Source organism: Nocardia noduli (assembly GCF_019038455.1).
Lineage (GTDB): Bacteria > Actinomycetota > Actinomycetes > Mycobacteriales > Mycobacteriaceae > Nocardia > Nocardia noduli.
In genome coordinates this window covers 1-22,490 of sequence record NZ_JAFMPL010000015.1, presented here as the reverse complement: position 1 = coordinate 22,490, position 22,490 = coordinate 1, and the positions used below count along the sequence as shown (strand labels likewise).

The following is a 22,490-nucleotide window of genomic DNA, read 5'->3' as shown; positions in this document are numbered from 1 at the left end:
AGTAGCTGGAAGTACAGTCGAACCGCCTGGGACGCCTAGGGGGTCATCATGCTCGTCTTGACGCTCGTCCTTGCCGCCATCGGATTCGCCCTGCTCGTGACCGCATTGACCACCGGGTCGGTGCTGTGGGCGTGGGGTTGCATCGTCGTCTGCGTGGTCGGTGCTGTGATGTTGCTGGTCAGTGCATTGTCGATGCGCAGGCCGGATGGCGACGCACCGCCGCCACCGAGGCGCCACGCGAAGCGGTGATCCGCTGTCCGCCGGGAATCCGTTCGACAGCGCTGGTTAGAATCGAAGAACTACACGGCGTCGATCCGGCCATCACCGGGGAGCTTTCGGAAGAACGGCGCGTTCGCGCCAAGTAGAACCGAACGGGTGAGCCCGTCACAGCTCATCACGAGAGGTCCGGCCCGATCGTCGCCGGACAAGCGGGGTGGTACCGCGGTTGCGGCGCAGTGGGCGCCGTCATCGTCCCCGTGCCGACACCGAACGCGCCGGGTGGCGCGGTGGCACGAGGAGACGTATCCGCGATGGCGGACGACAGCAAGAGCGCATATCCCCGCGTAGACCTGGGCGCAGGCAGCGACGGCACGTTCCCCGACCTGGAACGACGCGTGCTGGACGCATGGGCCGCCGACGACACCTTCCGCGCCAGCATCGACAACCGCGCCGGTACCGGGCCGGGCGAGGAGTTCGTGTTCTACGACGGACCGCCGTTTGCCAACGGTCTGCCGCATTACGGTCACTTGCTCACCGGATACGTCAAAGATCTTGTTCCGCGTTTCCAGACGATGCGCGGTAAGCGTGTCGACCGCCGTTTCGGCTGGGACTGTCACGGATTGCCCGCGGAAATCGAAGCTGAAAAGCAGCTGGGTATCACGGACAAATCACAGATCGATGACATGGGGTTGGCGGAATTCAATGCCGCCTGCAAATCCTCGGTGCTCCGGTATACCGGTGAATGGCGCGACTACGTCACCAGGCAGGCGCGCTGGGTCGACTTCGACAACGACTACAAGACCCTCGATCTCGACTTCATGGAGTCGGTGATGTGGGCCTTCAAGTCGCTGCACGACAAGGGCCTGATCTACCAGGGGTTCCGGGTCCTGCCCTACAGCTGGTACGAGCAGACCCCGCTGTCGAACCAGGAGACCCGCCTCGACGACGCGTACAAGATGCGCCAGGATCCGGCGGTCACCGTCGACATGGTGCTGTCGGTCGATCCGGACCATCCGCTGCGTGGACTCGACGGCGCGAACGCGCTCATCTGGACGACGACACCCTGGACGCTGCCCTCCAACCTCGCGATCGCGGTGCATCCCGACGTGCGCTACGTGCAGGTGCGGACCGAGGACGGCAAGCGGTATCTGCTGGCGGCCGAACGGGTCTCGCACTACGCTCGCGAATTCGGCGAGCAGCCGGAGGTGCTCGGCGAATACGACGGCGCCGCGCTGGCCGGGCTGGCGTACGCGCCGCCGTTCGACTTCTTCCTCGGACACCCGAACGCGCACCGGGTGCTGAACGCCGACTACGTGACCACCGATTCCGGCACCGGCATCGTGCACCTCGCGCCCGCGTTCGGCGAGGAGGACATGGACGTCGCCGCGGCCAACGGCATCACGATCGTGCAGCCGCTCGATCAGGGCGGCAAGTTCACCTCGATGGTCCCGCCCTACGAGGGGCTGATGGTCTTCGACGCCAATCCGGTGATCATCAAGGATCTCAAGGCGGCGGGAAAACTGCTGCGCCACGAGACGATCGAGCACTCCTATCCGCACAGCTGGCGTTCGGGCCAGCCGCTGATCTACATGGCCGTACCGTCCTGGTTCGTCGCGGTGACCCAGTTCCGCGACCGGATGGTGGAGTTGAACAAGCAGATCGAATGGGTTCCCGAGCACATCCGCGACGGGCAGTTCGGCAAATGGCTCGAAGGCGCGCGCGACTGGAACATCAGCCGCAACCGCTACTGGGGCAGCCCGATCCCGGTCTGGGTCTCCGACGACCCGGCCCATCCGAGGATCGACGTGTACGGCTCGCTCGACGAGCTGGAACGCGATTTCGGTGTGCGGCCGACCGATCTGCACCGCCCGATGATCGATGAGCTGACCCGCCCGAATCCGGACGACCCGACCGGGCGGTCGACCATGCGCCGGGTGCCCGAGGTGCTGGACTGCTGGTTCGAGTCCGGGTCCATGCCCTACGCGCAGGTGCACTACCCGTTCGAGAACAAGGAGTGGTTCGACTCGCACTTCCCCGGCGATTTCATCGTCGAGTACAACGGGCAGACCCGCGGCTGGTTCTACACCCTGCACGTGCTGGCGACCGCGCTGTTCGACAGCCCGGCCTTCAAAACCGTCGCCGCGCACGGCATCGTGCTCGGCGACGACGGGCTGAAGATGTCGAAGTCCAAGGGCAACTACCCCGATGTGAACGAGGTGTTCGACCGGGACGGGTCCGACGCCATGCGCTGGTTCCTGATGAGTTCGCCCATCCTGCGCGGCGGCAATCTCATCGTCACCGAACGCGGTATCCGCGAGGGGGTCAGCCACGCGCTGCGCCCGCTGTGGAACGCGTGGACCTTCCTTCAGCTCTACGCCTCGGCCCCCGGGACATGGCGCACCGATTCCCCCAATGTGCTCGACCGCTACATCCTGGCGAAGCTCGCGGCGACCCGCGACGTCATGACCGAGGCGCTGGAGAGCTACGACATCGCCGGCGCCTGCGAGGAATTGCGTTCCTTCGCCGACGCGCTCACCAATTGGTATGTGCGCCGGTCGCGTTCGCGGTTCTGGTCGGAGGATCGCGATGCCGTCGACACCCTGCACACGGTGCTCGAGGTCGCCACCAGGCTCGCCGCGCCGCTGCTGCCGCTGATCTCGGAGGTGATCTGGCGTGGACTGACCGGTGGACGCTCGGTGCATCTGACCGATTGGCCCGAATCCGCCTCGTCGGCCGCCGCGTTGCCGCGTGATCCGGAGCTGGTGGCCGCGATGGACGAGGTCCGCACGGTCTGCTCGACGGTGCTCGGCCTGCGCAAGGCGCAGAACCTGCGGGTGCGGCTGCCGTTGGCCGAGGTCACCATCGCCGCGGCCGATGCCGAGCGTCTGCGTCCCTACGCCGACATCATCGCCGACGAGGTGAACGTCAAGAAGGTCGATCTGACGACTGATGTCGCCGTGCACGGCCGCTTCGAGCTGGTCGTCAACGCCAGGGCGGCGGGCCCGCGTCTGGGCAAGCAGGTGCAGACGGTGATCAAGGCGGTCAAGGCGGGCGAATGGTCCGAGGACGCCGAAGGTGTCGTCAGCGCGGCCGGTATCACGCTGCTGCCGGAGGAGTACACCCAGCGGCTGGTCGCCGCCGAACCCGAGTCCACCGCCGCACTGCCGGGCAATGCCGGTCTGGTCGTGCTGGATTCGGTGGTCACCGAGGAACTGGAAGCCGAGGGGTGGGCCCGCGATCTGATCCGCGATCTGCAGGAGACCAGGAAATCGCTCGGTCTCGACGTCTCCGACCGCATCACGGTGGTGCTCGGGGTGCCCGACGATCGGCTGGACTGGGCGCGCACGCACCGCGATCTGGTGGCGGGCGAAATCCTCGCCACAGACCTGACATTCGGTGATCCCGGTGCCGATGCCGCCGAAATCGTCGGTGGTGTCAAGGTTTCGATCGTCAAGGCGTGATCGGAGCCCGTCGGGGCGGGCTCACGCTCGCCCCGACGGGCTGTTCGGCCGTGACCGGTGCTGTCGATCACGCCGCGCGCTGTCACCGCCCCCGCCGGTCTTCGCCCATCGCCATCCGCACGCTTCGCGGTCGGCCCGGATCGCCGGTCGTCCGCTGACGATGACGGTTTCCACTCTGCCGGACTGATTGCAATATGCAAGCAGATTCTTGTGATAAAGGTCACATGCTGAATATTTGCTGGAAGCATTGTGGCGATCTTGCCGAGCCCGGCAGAATTTACGGATGTGACCGGTGTGGTCGAGAGGCACTCTCGGCAACTCGGTGCATGATCGGTGGTTTGTCCTGTGTGAACCGCGTTTTTCGGACTTCGACAGTCCGATGACGCGCTGTGGTCTACGGCTCCCTTCTCGTCGTGGGATGGTTGCCGAGAGTTAGCCAGGCCGCCGTTCGGCGGCCGACAGCTAGGCCGACAGTGAGGGGCGAGCACGTGAACAGGAAATCGTTGCGCCGGATGATCTTCGGCTTCTTCATCTCCGCCACGGCCACTCTGCTGCTGGCCGGGCCCGCGCTATCGGATACCGAGAGCGTATCGGGCAGCTCCGGATCGGCATCCGGTTCCGGCTCCGGCAGTTCCAGCGGATCGGCGGCACTTCCGGTGTCGAGTATCGCCGGGCTCGGCGCGCTGGCCGCGGCGACCACCCAGACCGGCAAGCCCTACGAATGGGGCGGTGTCGGCCCGAATTCGTGGGATTGCTCCGGGCTGGTGCAGTGGGCGTTCCGGCAGGTAGGCGTGAGTCTTCCGCGTACCACCTGGCAGCAGGCCACGGTCGGTGCGCCGGTCCCGCGCTACGCGCTGTCACCCGGCGACGTCGTCGTCCTCAACAGCGACGGTTCGCACGTCGGCATCTACGCCGGATTCGGCCAGGTGCTCAACGCCTTCGACTGGGGCGTCCCGGTCGGCCTGACTCCGCTGGACAGGTTCGACATCTACGCGATCCGCCGCTTCTGACCGACCGGGCCGCAGACGGGCGCTAGACGGTCTCCGCGACCAGTTGGTGCAGCAGCGGCCCGTACTCCGGATGCGCGAGCGCGGAAGCGAATTGGGCGACCAGGTAGTCGGCCGGATTGCCGGTGTCGTACCAGCGGCCGCTGATGACCTGACCGAAGACCGGGTTGCGCGAGGCGTGCACGTTGATGGCATCGGTCAGGTAGACCTCGCCCTCGCGGTGCTGATACCAGCGCTCGGTCTGCCGTCGCAGTTCGTCGACGATGCCCGGGGTCACGACGTAGCCGCCGACCGCAGCGAAGGCCGACGGCGCGTCTTCGGGCTTGGGTTTCTCCATCAGACCGGTGATGCGCAGCAGACCGTCGCCGCGATCGTCGGCGACCACGGGCACGCCGTAGCGTTGGGAATCGGACGGTGCCATCGGCATCAGCGCGAGTACCGGCGCGCCGGTGGACTCGTACGCGTCGATCAACTGCTGGGCACGCGGCACGTCGGCGACGAACACATCGTCGGGCCAGAGCACCAGCATGGGTTCGTCACCGGCGTTGCGGGCGGCGTTCAGCACGGGTGTGCCGTTGCCGTAGGGGCCGTGCTGATCGAGGTAGGTGATGTGGCCGAGCCGGGACAGATCGCCGACCTCGGCGACGGCGTCGGCGTACGCGGTCTTTCCGTCGGCGCGCAACTGGGCGACGAGCGCGGGGTTCGGACGGAAATGGTCCTGGATCAACGACTTGCCGCCGCTGACCACGATCGTGATATCGGTGATGCCGGAAGCCACCAACTCGCGGACGGTGTGCTCGATGACGGGTTTGTCGCCGACCGGCAGCATCTCTTTGGGGATGGCCTTGGTCAGCGGGAGTAGGCGTGAGCCGATTCCGGCAGCCGGGATGACGGCTTTGCGGATCTTCATGAACCGATCATCACATACCGCCGGTGCTCCCAGGCCCGTTCGGTGGGCGTCCGCGCGCCCGTGTCGATCTTGAACAATGCACGTATCGGTCCAGGTCACGGCCAGTTCGGTGGGTGCGAGGGTCGCGGGTACGGCCGCTCGCACACTCACAGCGGATCGACAGCTACCGGCCGGTGACGAGCGTGGCGCGTCCGGCCGCGGGGTCCGCGACGCGCCGCCCCGGACCTGCCACGGGTGAACCGGATTCCTCCGGGACGCGACGGCTCGCCGAGGGCGTGGACGTGTCGGTAGGGCGGCGTAGATTCCGGTGCGTGAGTGGACGCACCGGACAACGGCCGTGAGCGGTGACGTGCGCGCCCGCCCTCGATGGCGGGCGTCCCGGCGCCACCTCGGGGTGTCCGCCGGACCCGGGGAGTTTCGGTCCGGGAAATATTCGGCGACTCCGCAGTGAACGCGACCGTGCGACAGCCCTACCCACCCGATCACGCCGATCGGGTCGCGCGCCGCTGGGTGCTCCACATCGATATGGATGCCTTCTTCGCCTCGGTCGAACAGCTGACCCGGCCGACCCTGCGCGGTCGGCCGGTGCTCGTCGGCGGCGCGGGCGGTCGCGGCGTGGTGGCCGGCGCGAGTTACGAGGCGCGGGTTTTCGGCGCGCGCTCGGCGATGCCGATGCATCAGGCCAGGCGGCTCGTCGGGGCCGCGGCCGTGGTGGTGCCCGCGCGCGGTGTCGTCTACGGCGTCGTCAGCGGCCGGGTCTTCGACGCGTTGCGCGGCCGGATTCCGGTGCTGGAGACGTTGTCGTTCGACGAGGCGTTCGGCGAACCCGTCGAACTCGCCGGGGCGAGTACCGCCGCCGTGCACGCATTCTGCGCCGAACTGCGGTCGCTGGTCCTCGAACGGACCGGACTCGTGGCCTCGGTCGGGGCCGGTACCGGGAAACAACTCGCCAAGATCGCCTCCGGACTGGCCAAACCCGATGGTATCCGCGTGATTTCGCCCGTCGAACAGCGAGAACTGCTGGAAGGGCTGCCGGTGCGCAAGCTGTGGGGGATCGGACCGGTGGCCGAGGCGAAACTGCGATCGCTCGGCATCGAGACCGTCGGCGCGTTCGCGGCACTGCCCGAGCAGGAGGCGGTGTCGATTCTCGGCGGCAGCGTGGGGTCATCGATGCACCGGCTGGCGCGCGGAATCGACGATCGCCCGGTCGCCGAACGCGCGGAGGCCAAACAGATCAGCGCCGAGACCACATTCGCCACCGATATCGTCACCATGGCCGGTCTCCGATCCGCGATCGAGGCGATGACGGCCGCCGCGCACCGTCGCCTGGAGAAGGACGGACGCGCCGCGCGCACCGTGGTACTCAAACTCAGGAAATCGGATATGAGCATCGTGACCCGATCGTTCACACTCCCGTACGCGACCACCGATCCGATCACCCTCGGCACCGCGGCGCAGCGTTCGGCGATCGATCCGGCCGAACTCGGCCCGATCCGGCTGGTGGGCGTGGGATTCGGCGGACTCTCGACGGTGCGCCAGGAATCGCTGTTCCCCGAACTCGACCAGATGCCGATCGAGGACGTCGCCGAAACCGGTTGGGGCTCAGAGCCTGTCGCCGAGTCGGTAGGCGCGGGTGGTGACGGTCGCGCGCCCTGGTTTCCCGGAATGGATGTGTCACATCCGGAATTCGGGCACGGGTGGGTGCAGGGCGCGGGACTCGGCGTGGTTACCGTACGGTTCGAGACAAGCTCGACAGGGCCGGGTCCAGCGCGTACCTTCAGCGCCGACGACATCAGTCTGTCCCGGGCGGATCCGCTCGGTAGTCTCCACTGACCGGTAACCTGTGTGAGCCGTGCAGCGCCGCCGGTGAACATCGATGCCGCGCGGCGATGTCGGGGTACTTCCCGTGACCACCTACTCGAACGCAAAGGACGAGCAGTTGAAGCTTCGTAAGACTGGACGCATCGCGATCGCCGGCCTCGCCGTTGTCGCCGCTCTGAGCATGACCGCATGCGGCAGCGACGACAAGAGCGACACCGCCAAGCCGACCAAGACGTCGACCAGTGCGAAGGCCACCGCCGCGGCGAACGTGCCGCCGGTTCCGAGCGTGGCGGAGTTGAACGCACAGTTGCAGAAAGCGCTCGACCCCTCGGTGCCCAACTCCGAGAAGCTGAACATGGTGCAGGGCGCCGAGGCCGATCCGGAGCTGCCGAACCGCCTGGCCGAGGCGTACACGGCCACCAATGCCTCGGTCGAGGTCACCGAGGTCACGGCGTTCGGTGACACCATCAACGCCAAGGCCAAGGTCGTCCTGAACGGCCAGGAGAACATCGCCGACGTGCCGTTCGTCGCCGAGGACGGTGTGTGGAAGGTCCAGAAGGCGTGGGCCTGCCAGATGCTGGCCGCCCTCGGTCAGCAGTCGACCGCCTGCAGCTGAGATCGATGTGGAGGGCGTTCCGGTCCGTCGGGCCGGGCGCCCTCCACATGTTTCCGATCGGTTATTTCCGGTGAACGCGCAGGCCAGAAGGCCGGATCCGGGACGAGAGCGACTGCGCGGTACCGGCAACGGTTTTCGCTCTCAGGAATGATGGTTACCATCACCCTCCGTGGCTGACACGATGGTGTGGGCGGGGCAGCCGTCCGTCCGGGAAATCGACAACGGGACGGGACCGCGCGTCGCGCGCGGAGGCTGGGCTGCTCCTGTCGCCCTCATCGCGGCACTGATCGGCGCGCTCTGCGCGATCGCGGTGCCGCTGCTCCCGATCCGGGTGGACGCGGCGACGCTGTCCTGGCCGCAGGCGGATTCGACGCGCAGTATCGAGGCGCCGCTGATCGCCTACGCGCCGTCCACCTTCCACGCGACGGTGCCGTGCGCGGCGATCGATCGGCTCGCGGCCGACGGCGGAGTGCTCGCGGCGACCGGCCCGACCGGAGCCCCCGACCTGGCCAGGTACGGATTCATCGCCCAGGTGCAGGCTCGCTCCGAGGACACCCCGGCCCGGCTCGACGTGGTGTTGCGCAATCAGGCGCTGTTCACCGTCGCGCTCGATCGACTCGAACCCGGCTGCGTCCTCACCGTGGACGCCGACAACGCGACGGCGACCGCGACCCTCAGCGCCTCCGGCGTCACGCCGGTCACCCTGACCGGGGATTTCCGTCCGCAGATGGTCGGCATCTTCAGCGATCTGGCCGTCGCCGACGGCACTCGGGTCACGGCCGAACTCGATACCAGGTTCTCCTCGTCCCCGACGCCGCTCAAACGCGCGGCGATCTGGCTGGCCGTCCTGGCGACCGCGGTATCGCTGATCGCGCTGGCGCGGCTGGACCGGCGTGACGGCATGCGGCCGACGCGGCGGCGTCCCTTCTCGCTGCTGCGGCAGTTCACGATTCTCGACGGCGTCGTCGTGTCGTCACTGGTGATCTGGCATTTCATCGGTTCGACCACCTCCGACGACGGTTATCAGCTCGGCATGGCCCGCGCTTCGGGCGCTTCGGGCTACATGGCCAACTATTTCGCCTACTTCGGCGTCCCCGAGAATCCGGTCGGCACGCCCTACTACGACCTCATCCGGGTCATGGCGCAGATATCGACGGCGAGTCCGTGGGTACGCCTGCCCGCGCTGCTGTGCGGGGTGTTCATCTGGCTGCTGCTCAGCCGCGTCGTCGTGCCCCGGCTCGGGGTCGCGGTGCGTCACAGCGCGGTCGCCCGGTGGACCGGCGCGTTCGGCTTCCTCACCGTGTGGATGGCCTACGACAACGGTCTGCGCCCGGAACCGCCCGTCGCGCTGGGCCTGCTGCTGACGTGGTGCGCGGTCGAGCGCGCGATCGCGACGCGGCGGATGCTGCCCGCCGCGGTCGCGGTACTGGTCGCGGCCTTCACCGTGACGGCGGGACCGTCCGGTGTCATCTGTATCGCGGCGCTGCTCGCGGGATTGCGGCCGGTGGCGCGCATCGTCATCGAGCGCGTCGGCCCGGGCCTGCGTCCGGGGCGGTGGCTGCTCGGTTTCGCCGTGCTGCTCGCGCCCCTGGTCGCGGCCGGGCTGCTGGTGCTGGCGATCGCGTTCGCCGACCAGCCGATCGCCGCCGCGCTCGAGATGCAGCGCGTGCACCACATCATCGGCCCCGATGTGCCCTGGTACCAGGAGTATCTGCGCTACCAGTACCTGTTCCAGGGCGAGACCGACGGTTCGGTCGGTCGGCGGATCGGCATCTTCGCGCTGCTCGCCGGTCTCGTGGTCTGCGTGGTGATGGTGCTGCGCAAGGGCGGCCGGATTCCGCGTACCGCGGCCGGGCCGTCGCGGCGGATACTCGGCACCACCGCGGGCGCGCTGGTGCTCATCATGATCACGCCGACCAAGTGGACCCACCACTTCGGTGTCTTCGCCGGTGTCGCGGGCGCCGTCGCGGTGCTGACCGCGATGGCGGTCGGCCCACGGGTACTGCGCACGCCGCGTAATCGGGCCCTCTTCGCCGCCGTGGTCGCCTTCCTGCTGGCGCTGGTGTTCTCCGGTCCCAACGAGTGGTGGTACGTGTCCTCCTACGGCATGCCGTGGTGGGACAAACCGCCGGTGGTGGCCGGTTTCGCGGTGAATCAGCTGTTCCTGTGGCTGGCCCTCGCACTGCTCGCGGTGGCGGCGTGGTGGCAGGTACGGGCACCGGAACCCGGTACACCGCACCGGGTTTCGCGTCTCGCCTGGCGGGTCTCGCTGTTGCCGCCGCTGACCATCGCGCTCGCGCTGCTCGTGGTGTGGGATCTGGGGTCCTTCGCGAAGGCCGCCGTCGCCCAGGGCCCCGCGTTCTCGCTCGCGCGCTCCAACTTCGACGCCGTCACCGGCGACCCGTCGGGCCTGGCCGGACACGTACTGGTCGAAGCGGACCCGAACGCGGGAATGCTACGTCCGCTCACCGGCGACGCGTTCACCACGCTGGCCGGGACCGGAACCGGATTCACCCCGTCGGGTGTGGCGAACGACCTGCGCCCCGACGACGAGGCGACCGGTTCGGTCGGCAGCATCGCCGACGCGTTGAACACCGACAGTTCCCGCGCCGGAACGGGATCCGGCACCGCGAGCGCCGCCCTGCCCTTCGGCCTCGATCCCGTCACCACCCCGGTGCTCGGCAGCTACCGATCCGGTGACGCGGGCCCCGCCGAACTCACCACCGGGTGGTACCGGCTGCCCGCGCCGGACCATCGCGCGGGCATCGTCGCGCTGAGCGCGGCGGGCCGGATCCGGTCGGTGGACGCCGACGGTGTCGTCACCGTGGGACAGACACTCGAGATCGAATACGGCACGACCGATTCCGATTCGACCGCGCGCGCCGCGGGCCGGGTGGCCCCGATCGATATCGGCCCCGCCCCTTCGTGGCGCAACCTGCGGGTGCCGTTCACCGATATCCCGCCCTCGGCCGACGTCATCCGCGTCGTCGCCGTCGACCGCGACCGCAACCCGGCCCAGTGGCTGGCCCTGACCCCGCCGCGCGTGCCGCAGACAACCACACTGCGCGACCTGGTCGGCTCCCGCACCCCGGTCCTCACCGACTGGATGGTCGGCCTCCAATTCCCCGGCCAGCGCCCCTACGACCACCGCCACGGCATCGCCGAGATCCCCGCCTACCGCATCCTGCCGGACCGCCCCGGCGCCGAGATCACCACGCTGTGGCAGAGCCACGACAAGGGCGGCCCTCTCGGCTGGTCGGACATGCTGCTGCGCGCCCGAACCCTGGCCACCTACCTGAACCACGACTGGCGCAGGGACTGGGGCGAATTGCAGCAGCTGACCAGGATCGCCCCCGACGCCGTCCCCGCCGATCCGGTGATCACTCAACGGGACCACTCCGGACTCTGGACCCCGGGCGAACTCAGCACCGTCTGGTAGCCGGCCGCGAACCCGCTGCCCCCGGGCCGCCAACTATCCAGCTGTTCGGATGGCGAGGGCGACGAGGTCTTCGCCGGTGAGGCCGGGGTAGCCGTGCAGCAGGGACCGCCAGCGTTGCGGTACGGCGGACGCGCCCCATCGGGCGCCGAGCAGAGCGCCCGCGATGGCGGCGGTGGTGTCGGTGTCGCCGCCCGCGCGTACGCACAGTTCCAGGGCCAGTGGCAGGTGGGCGGGGCCGGAGGCGTCGGCGGTCGTGATGGCCCACCACGCTGTCTGGAGGGCGTGGACGACCCAGCCGTTGTGCGCGAAGTCGGTGGGTGCTCCGGTTTCGGCGGCGTCGAGCAGGCGGTTCCAGTAGTCGGCGCTCGCGGATCGTGCGACGTAGTCGCGTACGCCGTCGAAATTTCCGGCGAGTACGGCGTGCCGGATGGCGTAGGTCCAGATCTTGCAGGCTTCGATCGCCTGCTGGTCGTGGTGGGTGAGCGCGCTGACGATTCCGGCCATGCGGACGCATTCCTCGGCGTCGTCGAGGTAGGCGAGCGCGACGGGGGCGGTGCGCATGAGCGATCCGTTGCCGCCGGTGCGGCCTTCGATCGTCATGGCCTGTATCTGCATCTCGCGCGCGGATTTCGGGCGGGCGGCGAGTACTTTGGCGGTCTGGACGCCGATGTCGGGCGGGTCGAAATCGAACCAGCGGACGAAGCCCGCGGCCACCGCGTCGAGGTCGATGCCCGGTCCGGGTTCGGCGGCCTGGGCGACCGCGATCGCCATCGATGTGTCGTCGGTCCATTCGCCGGGCGCCCAGCGGCACATGCCGCCGCCGATCATGCCGATTTCGGCTTCGGCGTCCGGATAGGTGAATTCGTATCCGGCACCGAGCGCGTCGCCCGCCGCGGTTCCGAGCAAGGCTCCGGCTACCCGGTCCCACTGCCTGTCGTCCAACCTGATCCAACCCCTCGATACCGCGTCGATCGGACAATGTACCCGAGATCGGGCTGTTGTTCCGCTGTCCCGATGTGACAGAGGTGGGCCGGTTTTTCTGTCTGGCGGTGACGAAAGATGCTCCGCGCGAACCCGGTTCGGCGGTGGACGGAATGGGTCTCGCGCAGTGGGTCTGTCAGATCGGGGCTTCGGGGACCGGTTTCGAGGCGGGGCGCCGGGCGCGGCGGGCGCGGGTGAGGGCGTCGGCGGTGAAGATCGCCAGTGCGGCCCAGATCAGGGCGAAACCGGCCCAGCGCGAGGCGGGCATCGGTTCGTGGACGACCGCGACGCCCCATGCCATCTGCAACGCGGGTGTCAGGTATTGCAGCAGCCCCATGGTCGACAGCGGAACCCGTTGCGCGGCAATCGCGAACAGCAGCAGCGGAACCAGTGTCACCGGACCGGTCGAGACCATCAGTGCGGTGTGGGCGGGGCCGGAATCGAATTCGCTGCGGCCGGTCAGCACGAGTACCAGGATGAAGCCCAGCGCGAACGGCGCGGCGACGATACCTTCGGCGGCGATCCCGCGTAGCGCGTCGAGCCGGATGACCTTCTTGACCAGTCCGTAGACGGCGAAGGAACACGCGAGCACCAGCGCGATGACGGGTGGCCTGCCGTAGTCGACGGTCAGTACCGCCACGGCGACCGCGCCGAGCCCGAGTGCCGCCCACTGCGCCTTCGCGAGCCGCTCGCGGAAGATGACCACCCCGAACGCGACGGTGACCAGCGGGTTGATGAAGTAGCCGAGCGCGCATTCCACCACGTGTCCCGAGGTCACGCCGAAGACGTAGGTGCCCCAATTGATCGACAGCGCCGCCGAGGCCAGCGCCGCCATTCGCCATGTCCTGCCGTCGATGCCGCGTAACTCGCGCAGCCGCCCGGAGACGACGAGCACGATCGATACCAGCACCAGCGTCCACACGATCCGCTGCGCCACCACCTCGGCGGCGCTCGCGAAGGCGAGCAGCCCGAAGAACGCGGGAAACAGCCCCCAGATCAGATAGGCGCTCGCGCCGAACGCAACACCGGGAACCTCGACTCGCCGCACTCGTCTCACGGTACTTCGCCCCCGTGAACCATTAGGAACCGATCGGTCTGTTTATTCGGGGACGGTGTACGAGGTCACCGTCGTCGTTTTCGCCGCGGTCCGCGGTTCCGGTGTGGGCGTGGGAATTTCGGCCCGCCGGGCGAAGTGCAAAATAACAGTCCGGGAGGTATGTTTCTCGGCGTGTCGGGGAAATGTTCTATCCGGAGGGGTCCCCTTTGAAACTACTTCGTACCTGCGCCGTCGCCTCGGTGTCGATCGCGCTCGGTCTGCTCGGCGCGGGAAGCGGCACGGCGGGCACGGGCAGCGCGGGTAACTACCCGCCGCCCGCACCGACCTACACGCTGTTACCGGGCGGGATCGTGCGCATAGAGCCGGGACCGGGTGGTCCGCCGACCGGATGGTGGTGCGGTGGGGCCTCGCTCAATCCACCCACCTACTTCGCCGCGCCCCGGGGTGCGCCGCTGCCGCAGGACCTGCATTTCCCGCCGGGGAGCACCGTGCAGATCGAGTGCACCAGCGGTTCCGATGTCAGGGCGCGGGTCGAGTTGGTGACCCTGCCCTGACGGCGGGAAATCCCCACGGCCTCGGTCCCCTGTGGGGCCGAGACCGTGGCTAGGCTTGCCTGCATGTCGACAACGGTGCAGGCGCCGAAAGCCAACGGACTCACGGCTGCGGAGGTCGAGCGACGTCGTAGCGACGGACTGACCAACGACGTGCCGGACCGGGCCAGTCGCTCGGTGCGCGAGATCATCCGGGCCAACGTCTTCACCCGGATCAACGCCATTCTCGGTGTGCTGTTCGTCCTTGTCCTGTCCACCGGATCGGTGATCGACGGCATGTTCGGCCTGCTGATCGTCGCCAACAGCGCGGTGGGCATCATCCAGGAGGTCCGGGCGAAGCGGACACTGGATCAACTCGCGATCGTGAGCCAGGCCAAGCCGACGGTGCGCAGGGACGGGATCGCGGCCCAGATCGCACCGCGCGAGGTGGTGCTCGACGACCTGATCGAACTCGGCCCGGGCGATCAGATCGTCGTCGACGGCGTGACCGAGGAATCCGCGCTGCTCGAAGTGGACGAATCGCTGCTCACCGGTGAGGCCGACCCGGTCGACAAGGCGATCGGCAGCCAGGTGATGTCGGGTAGTTACGTGGTCTCGGGCAGCGGCGCCTACCGGGCGACCAAAGTCGGGCGCGAGGCCTACGCCGCCAAACTCGCCGACGAGGCGAGCAAGTTCACCCTGGTGAAATCGGAGCTGCGCAGCGGCATCGACACCATCCTCAAGGTCATCACCTACCTGCTGATTCCCGCCGGTCTGTTGAGCATCTACAACCAGCTGGTCTCGAGTGGTGAGAGCTGGCGGCCCGCCGTGACGGGCATGGTCGCGGCGTTGGTGCCGATGGTGCCCGAAGGGCTCGTCCTGATGACCTCGGTGGCCTTCGCGGTCGGTGTGGTCCGGCTCGGACGCAGGCAGTGCCTGGTCCAGGAACTGCCCGCGATCGAGGGTTTGGCGCGCGTCGACGTGGTCTGCGCGGACAAGACCGGCACGCTCACCGAGAACGGCATGCGGCTCTCGCGGATAATGACGCTCGACGGTTTCGACGACGACGAGGTGCGCCGGGCGGCGAGCGCGTTGGCCGCCGACGATCCGCGCCCGAACGCCAGCGTGCAGGCCATCGGCGAAGGCCTCGACGCGGGACCGGGCTGGCAGAGCACGGCCGTCGCGCCGTTCTCCTCGGCCAAGAAGTGGAGCGGCATCTCCTACGGCGAGCACGGCGACTGGCTGCTCGGAGCGCCGGATGTACTGCTCGACCCGTCCTCCGAGGATGCCCGCGTCGCGGAGGAACTGGGATCGTCGGGCCTGCGCATCCTTCTGCTCGCCCGCGGCGACCGTCCCGTCGACGCGGCCGACGCGCCGAGCACGGTGCGGCCCGCCGCCCTGATCGTGCTCGAACAGAAGGTGCGCCCCGACGCCAGGGAAACCCTCGAATACTTTGCCGAGCAGAATGTTTCGATCAAGGTGATCTCCGGCGACAACGCGGTGTCGGTCGGCGCGGTGGCGACGTCGCTGGAACTGCCGGGCGGCGATCATGCGGTCGACGCCCGCGAATTGCCCGAGGACCGTGCGCGACTCGCCGATGTGCTGGAACGCCGGACCACCTTCGGCCGGGTCCGCCCCGATCAGAAGCGCGCCATGGTGGCCGCGCTGCAATCACGCGGCCACACCGTCGCCATGACCGGTGACGGTGTGAACGACGTACTGGCGCTCAAGGACGCCGATATCGGCGTGGCGATGGGTTCGGGCAGTCCGGCGACCCGCGCCGTGGCCCAGATCGTGCTGCTCGACAACAAATTCGCGACCCTGCCCTACGTGGTCGGCGAGGGCCGCCGGGTGATCGGCAATATCGAGCGGGTCTCGAACCTGTTCCTCACCAAGACCGTGTACTCGGTGCTGCTCGCCTTCCTGGTCGGGCTGGCCGGTGTCGGATCGCAGATCTTCGGCTACGACCCGATCGGTTACCCGTTCCTGCCCAGGCACGTCACGATCGCGGCCTGGTTCACCATCGGCATCCCGGCCTTCATCCTGTCGCTGGCCCCGAACAACGAACGGGCGCGCAGCGGATTCGTCGGGCGCGTCATGCGATTGGCGATTCCGTCGGGCATCGTGATCGGCGTCGCCACCTTCGTGGCCTACCTGATCGCCTACGCGGGAGCGGACGCGACCGAGGAGCAGAAGGTGCAGGCGGGTACGACCGCGCTCATCACCTTGATCATGATCGCGGTCTGGGTGCTCGCCATCGTGGCGCGGCCCTACGTGTGGTGGAAGGTCGTCCTCATCGCGACCTCGATCCTGGCCTATCTGGTGCTGTTCACGGTGCCGTTCACCCGGGAGTTCTTCAAACTCGATCCCTCGAATGTCGGGCTCACCACCGCGGCGTTCATCTGCGGCGCCGTCGGCATCGTCCTGGTCGAGATCGCCTGGTGGATCAGCACGGCGATCAGCGGGGAGCAGCCCACGCTCGTTCCGGTCTCGCCCGGCGGCAGCGCCTGAGTCCACGCGGCGGGCAACTGGACACCCGACCCGCCGCGCCACGAGAAACCTTGTGCGAAGCGGTCATTCGGTGTTGGAGTACCTTCTCCGATATGGAGGTTCTGCTGCACCGGATCGACGCGTTCGCCGACGCACCGTTCTCGGGCACCCCGGCCGCGGTCATGCCGCTGCGTAGCTGGCTGCCGGACGAGTTGCTGCGAAATCTGGCGGAGGGGAACAGCCTCGCCGAAACAGCCTTCTACACCTCGCGGCTGCCCCCCGAGGCGGGGGAACCGCCCGAGGGCAGACCGGTTTTCCATCTGCGGTGGTTCAGTCCGGCGGCCGAGATCGACATGTGCGGTCACGCGACCCTGGCCGCCGCGGCGCAGATCCTGGAGGACGCCCACCCCGGCGCCGATATGGTCAGTTTCTACACCAGGGGCGGTTGGGTGCACGTCGACCGCACCGACGACGACGAGTACGTCCTCGATCTGCCCTCGGTCGAATCCGTGGAGATAGAGCCGCCGCCCGCGCTGGTCGCCGCACTCGGTGTGCGGCCGGTGCGCGCGTTCTCCGGGCCGGACGAGGTGATCGTGGTCGCCACCGAGGCCGAAGTGCGCCGCGCCCGTCCGATACTCGCCGCGTTTCCGCCACTGCCCGGCGCCGCGGTGCTGACCGCGCGCGGTGACGACGTCGATATCGTCTCGCGCGTCTTCGCGCCCGGGCTCGGCGTCCCGGAGGATTCGGTCACCGGATCCGCGCACGCCCAACTGGTTCCGCTGTGGGCGCGCGTGATCGGTCGCAAAGCGCTGGTGGCACGACAGCTGTCCCGGCGCGGCGGTACCTTGCGCTGTGAACTGGTCGGGGACCGGGTGCTGCTGCTCGGGCGGTGCCGCCGCTATCTGGACGGCGTGGTGACGCTGCCCGACTGAGTACCCGGTTCGGGGTCGTGCGGGGCGGGCAGCAGCGGCGTCACCGCGAACCGCCCGGCGACCGCGTCGGCGGGCAGCGCCTCGACCGCGCGCACACCGGCGACGGCGGCCGTATCCCGCAGCTGTGGCAGTCGGCCGCGGACGACGAGTCCGACCGTGCAGGCACATCCGGCCTCGAGCGCCCGCGCCGATTCGGTGACCGCCTCGCGGGAGCCGTCGTCCACCGCGCCGGGCTCGCTCGGGTCGAGCGTGGCGAGCAGTTGCGACGCCGCCGACCGCGCGGAGGCGACGGCCACCGCGTCCCCGGCGGGCACCGCGACGGTCACCAGCGGGGATCGAGCGTCGGGGGTCGGCACCCGGTGCAGCACCTGCGCGATCCGCAGGCCGCCGCCGTAGGCCGGAATCCGTTCGGGTCGGATCTCCTCGGTGAACGACACCAGCGCCCACCGTTCGCCGTCGTCGGCACCCGCGAGCGAATCGCGCGCCCGCGTCAGATAGTCCGCCACCGGCTCTTCACGTTCGGGGCCGAGCCGGTCGGTCGAGACGGCGATCGGCCGAGGCGGATTCAGCTCACCCAGCACCACCATGCCTGCCACCAGCGCGATCACGCCGAGCGCGATCAGCGCGGCACGCACGACGAGCGGCCTGCCCGCTTCCGATTCGGCGACATCCGACCGTGCGGCGAGGGCCGCCGCACGGTCGACGTCGCGTTCGGAAGCGGACGGATCAGGCATCGCGCAGGACGCTCAGCGCGTGTTTCAGATCGTCGGGGTACTCGCTGGCGATCTCGAGATACCGGCCGTCGGCGGGATGGTGGAAGCCGAGGGTGTGGGCGTGCAGCCACTGCCGTTGCAGGCCGAGCCGTTCGGCCAGGCGCGGATCGGCGCCGTAGGTGAGATCACCGCAGCAGGGGTGGCGGACCGCCGAGAAATGCACCCGGATCTGATGGGTGCGGCCGGTTTCCAGATGGATGTCGAGCAGACTCGCGGCCTGGAACGCCTCGATGGTGTCGTAGTGGGTGATGCTCGGCCGTCCGTCGGCGGTGACGGCGAATTTCCAGGCGTTGCCGCGCGCCCGGCCGATCGGCGCGTCGATGGTGCCGCTGCTCGGATCGGGATGACCCTGCACCAGCGCGTGATAGCGCTTGTCGACGGTCCGCTGTTTGAACGCGCGCTTGAGCACGGTGTAGGCGTGCTCGGACTGCGCGACCACCATCACCCCCGACGTGCCGACATCGAGTCGGTGCACGATGCCCTGGCGCTCGTGCGCGCCCGAGGTGGAGATCCGGTAGCCCGCCGCGGCGAGTCCGCCGACCACGGTCGGTCCGGTCCAGCCGACGCCGGTATGGGCGGCGACGCCGACCGGCTTGTCGACCGCGACGATATCGTCGTCGGCGTAGAGGATCCGCATCCCCTCGACCGGTTCGGCCTCGATGGTCAATTCGCGTTTGGGTTCGGGGAATTCGACTTCGAGCCACGCGCCCGCGACCAGCCGGTCGGATTTGCCCGCGGGCACGCCGTCCAAGTGGACCGCCCCGTCGGAGGTCAGCGCGACCACCGCGGTGCGCGAGAGGCCGAGCAGCCGCGACAGCCCCGCGTCCACCCGCATCCCGTCGAGTCCGTCGGGCACCGGCATCGTTCTGGTTTCCCTCACGCGGCGTTCTCCTGTCCGGCGCTCTTCGCACCGCTCGCCCCGGCCGAACCCTCGGTCGGGGGCCGGTCGGACGCGGTGTCGCCGGAGTCGTTCGAATCGCTCGTGATCGTCCGGTCGTCCGGCTTCGCCTCGTCGGTGCCGCCGTCCACGGAATCGCGTCCGGTCCTCGTGCCGTCCGGTTCGAAACCGAACACCGTCAGCACCACCAGCAGGATCGCGCCGCACACGATCGCCGAATCCGCCACGTTGAACACCGGCCACCAGCCGACCGCGACGAAATCGACCACGTGTCCCTGCAACGGGCCCGGCGCGCGGAACAGCCGGTCGGTCAGATTGCCGAGAGCGCCGCCGAGCACCATGCCGAGCCCGATCGCCCACCACGGGGAGCGCAGCGTACGGCCGATCCTGATCACGCCGATCACCACGGCGGTGGCGACCAGGGTCAGCAGCCAGGTCATGCCCGTCGCCATGGAGAACGCCGCGCCCGGGTTGCGCACCAGGGTGAAACGGGCGAAATCGCCGATGATCGAGACCGGCTCGCCCGGGGTGAGATTGGCGACCACGATGGTCTTGGTCAGCAGATCGAGTCCGTACAGCACGACGGCGACGAGCAACAGGGCCCCGAGTCGCCTGGGCCGTCCGTCGGTCGCGAGTGGTGCCACGTCGTCGGTCGGCGCGGCGGCCGCGGCCGGTTCCCCGGTCGGCGATTGCGCGTCGTCGGGTAGCGGCACCGCGCGGTCAGCGGTGTTGTCCTCGGTCGGCCGGTCGTCACTCACGACGTTCATCATCTCTCGAGCGCGTACCCGCCCGCTCCGCGCCTCCGGTGCGGCGTGTTCGCGACGGTGTGGCGAGCGGGTATCAGGATGTCCCAGCTGACACTCAGGAAGCGGTCGTACGCTGTGCCATGTGACGGTGTTGTCTTCCCCCCACGTACCCCGCATCGCGCGCTCGGGCGTACTGCTCGTGATGCTCGCGGTCGGGCTCTCGGCCTTCGGCGTCGGCTGCGGCGACGATTCCGACGCGGCGGTCGCCACCGACGGCACCGAACCACTCGGCATCGGCAAGGAAGTGACCGTGCCGATCTCGGCGTCGGCCGCGAGCATCGTCTCGCCCGGCGCCGAACCGCGCGCGGTACTGCGTCCGCGCTATGCCGCGGGCACCACCCAGCAGGTCACCCTCTGTACCGACCATCGGATCCAACAGCAGATCAACGATCAACCGGTACGCGACTTCTCGACGCCCGCGCTGACCATTCCGATGACGGCGCAGGCGGGCGTCGAGGGCGTCGACCTGACGATCGGCGCGGTCACCAGCCCCGACCCCTCGCTCAGCAAGGCGCTCACCGCCATCGGCGGAACCCACGCCGGATTCGACTTCAGCGACGACGGCGCCATCACCGCGCTGCGGCTCGCGCCGTCGCCCGACACCTCCAACTCGGCGCGCGCGGCCCTGGAACAGGCTTTCTACCAAGCGGTCTATCGCTCGATCATGTTCCCCGACGAGCCGATCGGCGAAGGCGCGATCTGGACCGTGCACCAGGAGGTGGACGGTGGCGTCGCACTCGACCAGGTGACGACCGCGACCCTGACCGGCATCGACGGCGATCGACTCACCATCGATCTGCACGTGGTGCAGATGCCCAAGGCCGAGGTGTGGGCACTGCCCAACGACGCGGGCATCCTCGACATCGAGGACTACACGATGGAGGGCACCGGCACCATCACGGTCGACCTCGGACTGCCGCTGCCGGTGTCGGGATCGATCACCGTCGGCGGCCACCAGGCCTACCGCGACCCGCGCAGCGCGAGCAATCTGCAACAGACGATCACCACGCAGGTCACGTGGACCGAGTGACCAGGGGCGGGGCGGTGCTGCTCGCCGCCATGAGCACGGCACTGCTGGCCGGATGCGGATCGGATTCGACCGACGACGACGGCCCGGCGCTGCCCGCGCTCGGCCCGATCGTCGCCGCGGCGCCCGCGACGGGACCGCCCATCACCGAGGTGGTCGTCCTCGGTCAGCTGTTGCTCGGCCCGGAGGACCTGCCGTCGGGCATGGAACAGGTGCCCGAATCCGCTCTCGGACTCTCCGGCTCCGGTGGCGCGGCGACCCGGCCCGCCGAATGCGCCGAGGTTCTGCAACCGCTCGCACGACAGCGCCCGGACGCGCTCACCAGATACGCGGTCGGATTCAACGGACCGAACTTCTCGAGTATCGATATCGACGCCGCGACTTTCCCGAACGACAAACTCTCCGGTGCGTTCGACGAGGTGCAGCAGACATTGCGTAAATGCACCAGCTATTCCGGAACCGATGCCGACCAAGCGGCGATCGACTATCGCCTCGGCGGACTCGAACAACCCGCGGCGGGCGACGCGTCGACCTCGTTCCAGCTACGGCTGACCAGCGAAGGATTCACCCTCGTCTCGCTGGTCTCGCTGGTCCAGGTCGGCAATACCCTCACCCAGGTGTCGGTGACCGCACCGGAATCGGTCGACCCCGGCGTGCTCACCGATCTCACCGCCGCGCAGGTCCGCAGCCTGAAACAGGTCCCCGGCTCCTAGCGCCGATCGATATCGAGAATTCGCGGAACTTTCGGTCGAACAGGGCTTGATCCGAGACACGCGGGGAATAGGCTCGCAACAGAGCCGATATTCGCCACGATCGGAGGTCTGCCATGCCGACTGTCAAATCAGTTCCCGATGGATATCCGGTGGTCTCACCCGGGCTGGCGGTCGACGGAGCCGCCGACGCCATCGATTACTACAAAACCGTATTCGGAGCCGTCGAACGGATGCGGATGCCGCGTCCCGACGGCAAGATCGCGCACTGCGAACTGACGCTGGGCGAGTCGGTCATCATGCTCGGCGACCCCGCACCCGACATGGAATTCCTCGACCCGAAGACGGTCGGTGGTACACCGGTGAACCTGCACGTCTACGTGGCGGACGCCGACGCGGCGTTCGCCGCCGCCCTGGCGGGGGGTGGGAGGGAACTCACTCCCATGACGGACCAGTTCTACGGTGACCGCAGCGGGACGTTCGAGGATCCGTGGGGGCACCGGTGGACGGTGGCCACGCATGTGGAGGATGTGTCGCCGGAGGAGATGGACCGGCGGATGGCCGACATGTTCGGGTGAGGTCGGGGCCCGCCGCTTGATTTCTCGTATGTGAGGGGTGGGTCTCGAGATGCTGTGATGTTGGCCGCTGGCGCGGCGTGGTTCGCGGCCTTGATGTCTCGCGTCCGAGCGGTCGAGACTCGCGCCTTCGGCGCATGCGCTTCGACCGCTCGGACGCGAGACGGCCGCGAACCGTCGCTCGTCGGGCTCGCTCCCTGGTGGGGGCGTTTCGTTGGTCGGTGAGGGGGTGGTTGTA

The 22,490-nt window shown here is 68.6% G+C and carries 18 protein-coding genes; 12 read left to right on the top strand and 6 right to left on the bottom strand.

Translation table 11 applies throughout. The annotated features are described in order from the left end of the window. The first annotated feature begins 48 nt into the window (after positions 1-48). The 3 genes from JZ792_RS11775 to JZ792_RS11765 all read left to right on the top strand — a co-directional run bounded on the left by JZ792_RS11775 (position 49) and on the right by JZ792_RS11765 (position 4,690). Positions 49-249: a hypothetical protein gene (locus JZ792_RS11775; protein ID WP_216909901.1), complete on the top strand. Its 201-nt coding sequence runs from the start codon at positions 49-51 to the stop codon at positions 247-249. Between the two features lie 281 nt (positions 250-530). Then, the gene (ileS, locus tag JZ792_RS11770; RefSeq protein WP_216909899.1) at positions 531-3,680 is read left to right on the top strand and encodes an isoleucine--tRNA ligase; all 3,150 of its coding nucleotides are present in this window, start codon (positions 531-533) and stop codon (positions 3,678-3,680) included. A 512-nt stretch (positions 3,681-4,192) separates the two neighbouring features. Then, on the top strand, positions 4,193-4,690 hold the full coding sequence (locus JZ792_RS11765; protein ID WP_216910073.1) for an NlpC/P60 family protein: 498 nt from the start codon (positions 4,193-4,195) through the stop codon (positions 4,688-4,690). A 22-nt stretch (positions 4,691-4,712) separates the two neighbouring features. Here JZ792_RS11765 and JZ792_RS11760 read toward each other — a convergent pair whose 3' ends face one another. After that, positions 4,713-5,597, bottom strand: a complete 885-nt coding sequence (locus JZ792_RS11760) for a UTP--glucose-1-phosphate uridylyltransferase (protein ID WP_216909889.1) — start codon at positions 5,595-5,597, stop codon at positions 4,713-4,715. A gap of 525 nt (positions 5,598-6,122) precedes the next feature. Between JZ792_RS11760 and JZ792_RS11755 the strand changes: the two genes are divergently transcribed. The 3 genes from JZ792_RS11755 (at position 6,123) to JZ792_RS11745 (ending at position 11,473) form a co-directional block, all read left to right on the top strand. Beyond that, positions 6,123-7,430, top strand: a complete 1,308-nt coding sequence (locus JZ792_RS11755) for a DNA polymerase IV (RefSeq protein WP_254189684.1) — start codon at positions 6,123-6,125, stop codon at positions 7,428-7,430. Between the two features lie 73 nt (positions 7,431-7,503). Then, the gene (locus tag JZ792_RS11750) at positions 7,504-8,034 is read left to right on the top strand and encodes a WKL family lipoprotein (RefSeq protein WP_498044249.1); all 531 of its coding nucleotides are present in this window, start codon (positions 7,504-7,506) and stop codon (positions 8,032-8,034) included. 169 nt (positions 8,035-8,203) lie between these two features. After that, positions 8,204-11,473: an arabinosyltransferase domain-containing protein gene (locus JZ792_RS11745; RefSeq protein WP_308165261.1), complete on the top strand. Its 3,270-nt coding sequence runs from the start codon at positions 8,204-8,206 to the stop codon at positions 11,471-11,473. A 33-nt stretch (positions 11,474-11,506) separates the two neighbouring features. On the opposite strand, the gene JZ792_RS11740 is transcribed toward JZ792_RS11745, so the two are convergent. After that, a complete protein-coding gene (locus JZ792_RS11740; RefSeq protein WP_216910067.1) occupies positions 11,507-12,421 on the bottom strand; it encodes an ADP-ribosylglycohydrolase family protein in 915 nt (304 codons plus the stop codon). A 169-nt stretch (positions 12,422-12,590) separates the two neighbouring features. Further along, positions 12,591-13,502 (bottom strand): EamA family transporter RarD, encoded by a 912-nt coding sequence (gene rarD / locus JZ792_RS11735; RefSeq protein ID WP_216909885.1) that lies wholly within the window; start codon positions 13,500-13,502, stop codon positions 12,591-12,593. 215 nt (positions 13,503-13,717) lie between these two features. Here rarD and JZ792_RS11730 point away from each other — a divergent pair, with 215 nt between their 5' ends. The 3 genes from JZ792_RS11730 to JZ792_RS11720 all read left to right on the top strand — a co-directional run bounded on the left by JZ792_RS11730 (position 13,718) and on the right by JZ792_RS11720 (position 17,463). Beyond that, complete coding sequence (locus tag JZ792_RS11730; protein WP_216909884.1) at positions 13,718-14,065, top strand: hypothetical protein; 348 nt, start codon at positions 13,718-13,720, stop codon at positions 14,063-14,065. A 63-nt stretch (positions 14,066-14,128) separates the two neighbouring features. After that, on the top strand, positions 14,129-16,552 hold the full coding sequence (locus JZ792_RS11725) for a cation-translocating P-type ATPase (RefSeq protein WP_216909882.1): 2,424 nt from the start codon (positions 14,129-14,131) through the stop codon (positions 16,550-16,552). Between the two features lie 92 nt (positions 16,553-16,644). Beyond that, positions 16,645-17,463, top strand: a complete 819-nt coding sequence (locus JZ792_RS11720) for a PhzF family phenazine biosynthesis protein (RefSeq protein WP_216909880.1) — start codon at positions 16,645-16,647, stop codon at positions 17,461-17,463. Here JZ792_RS11720 and JZ792_RS11715 read toward each other — a convergent pair. Genes JZ792_RS11715 through lspA form a run of 3 tightly spaced genes read right to left on the bottom strand, consistent with a single transcriptional unit; the run spans position 17,430 to position 19,904 of the window. Beyond that, a complete protein-coding gene (locus tag JZ792_RS11715; RefSeq protein WP_254189676.1) occupies positions 17,430-18,197 on the bottom strand; it encodes a hypothetical protein in 768 nt (255 codons plus the stop codon). The genes JZ792_RS11720 and JZ792_RS11715 overlap by 34 nt on opposite strands. Beyond that, a complete protein-coding gene (locus JZ792_RS11710) occupies positions 18,190-19,116 on the bottom strand; it encodes an RluA family pseudouridine synthase (RefSeq protein ID WP_216909877.1) in 927 nt (308 codons plus the stop codon). Before JZ792_RS11710 ends, JZ792_RS11715 begins: the two co-directional genes overlap by 8 nt. Next, complete coding sequence (lspA, locus tag JZ792_RS11705) at positions 19,113-19,904, bottom strand: signal peptidase II (RefSeq protein ID WP_216909875.1); 792 nt, start codon at positions 19,902-19,904, stop codon at positions 19,113-19,115. Before lspA ends, JZ792_RS11710 begins: the two co-directional genes overlap by 4 nt. A gap of 178 nt (positions 19,905-20,082) precedes the next feature. Here lspA and JZ792_RS11700 point away from each other — a divergent pair, with 178 nt between their 5' ends. The 3 genes from JZ792_RS11700 (at position 20,083) to JZ792_RS11690 (ending at position 22,255) form a co-directional block, all read left to right on the top strand. Further along, on the top strand, positions 20,083-20,970 hold the full coding sequence (locus JZ792_RS11700; RefSeq protein ID WP_216910063.1) for a hypothetical protein: 888 nt from the start codon (positions 20,083-20,085) through the stop codon (positions 20,968-20,970). Beyond that, complete coding sequence (locus JZ792_RS11695; RefSeq protein WP_216909873.1) at positions 20,967-21,680, top strand: sensor domain-containing protein; 714 nt, start codon at positions 20,967-20,969, stop codon at positions 21,678-21,680. Before JZ792_RS11700 ends, JZ792_RS11695 begins: the two co-directional genes overlap by 4 nt. A gap of 149 nt (positions 21,681-21,829) precedes the next feature. Beyond that, positions 21,830-22,255, top strand: coding sequence for a VOC family protein (locus JZ792_RS11690; protein ID WP_308165259.1), 426 nt, complete (start codon positions 21,830-21,832; stop codon positions 22,253-22,255). Positions 22,256-22,490 lie beyond the last annotated feature (235 nt).

Coding starts and splice junctions, on each gene's coding strand:
- JZ792_RS11765 (WP_216910073.1), top strand. CDS start 4,193: ATGATCTTCGGCTTCTTCATCTCCGCCACGGCCACTCTGCTGCTGGCC.
- JZ792_RS11725 (WP_216909882.1), top strand. CDS start 14,129: ATGTCGACAACGGTGCAGGCGCCGAAAGCCAACGGACTCACGGCTGCG.
- ileS (WP_216909899.1), top strand. CDS start 531: ATGGCGGACGACAGCAAGAGCGCATATCCCCGCGTAGACCTGGGCGCA.
- JZ792_RS11775 (WP_216909901.1), top strand. CDS start 49: ATGCTCGTCTTGACGCTCGTCCTTGCCGCCATCGGATTCGCCCTGCTC.
- JZ792_RS11760 (WP_216909889.1), bottom strand. CDS start 5,597: ATGAAGATCCGCAAAGCCGTCATCCCGGCTGCCGGAATCGGCTCACGC.
- JZ792_RS11700 (WP_216910063.1), top strand. CDS start 20,083: ATGCTCGCGGTCGGGCTCTCGGCCTTCGGCGTCGGCTGCGGCGACGAT.
- lspA (WP_216909875.1), bottom strand. CDS start 19,904: ATGATGAACGTCGTGAGTGACGACCGGCCGACCGAGGACAACACCGCT.
- JZ792_RS11720 (WP_216909880.1), top strand. CDS start 16,645: ATGGAGGTTCTGCTGCACCGGATCGACGCGTTCGCCGACGCACCGTTC.
- JZ792_RS11715 (WP_254189676.1), bottom strand. CDS start 18,197: ATGCCTGATCCGTCCGCTTCCGAACGCGACGTCGACCGTGCGGCGGCC.
- JZ792_RS11755 (WP_254189684.1), top strand. CDS start 6,123: ATGGATGCCTTCTTCGCCTCGGTCGAACAGCTGACCCGGCCGACCCTG.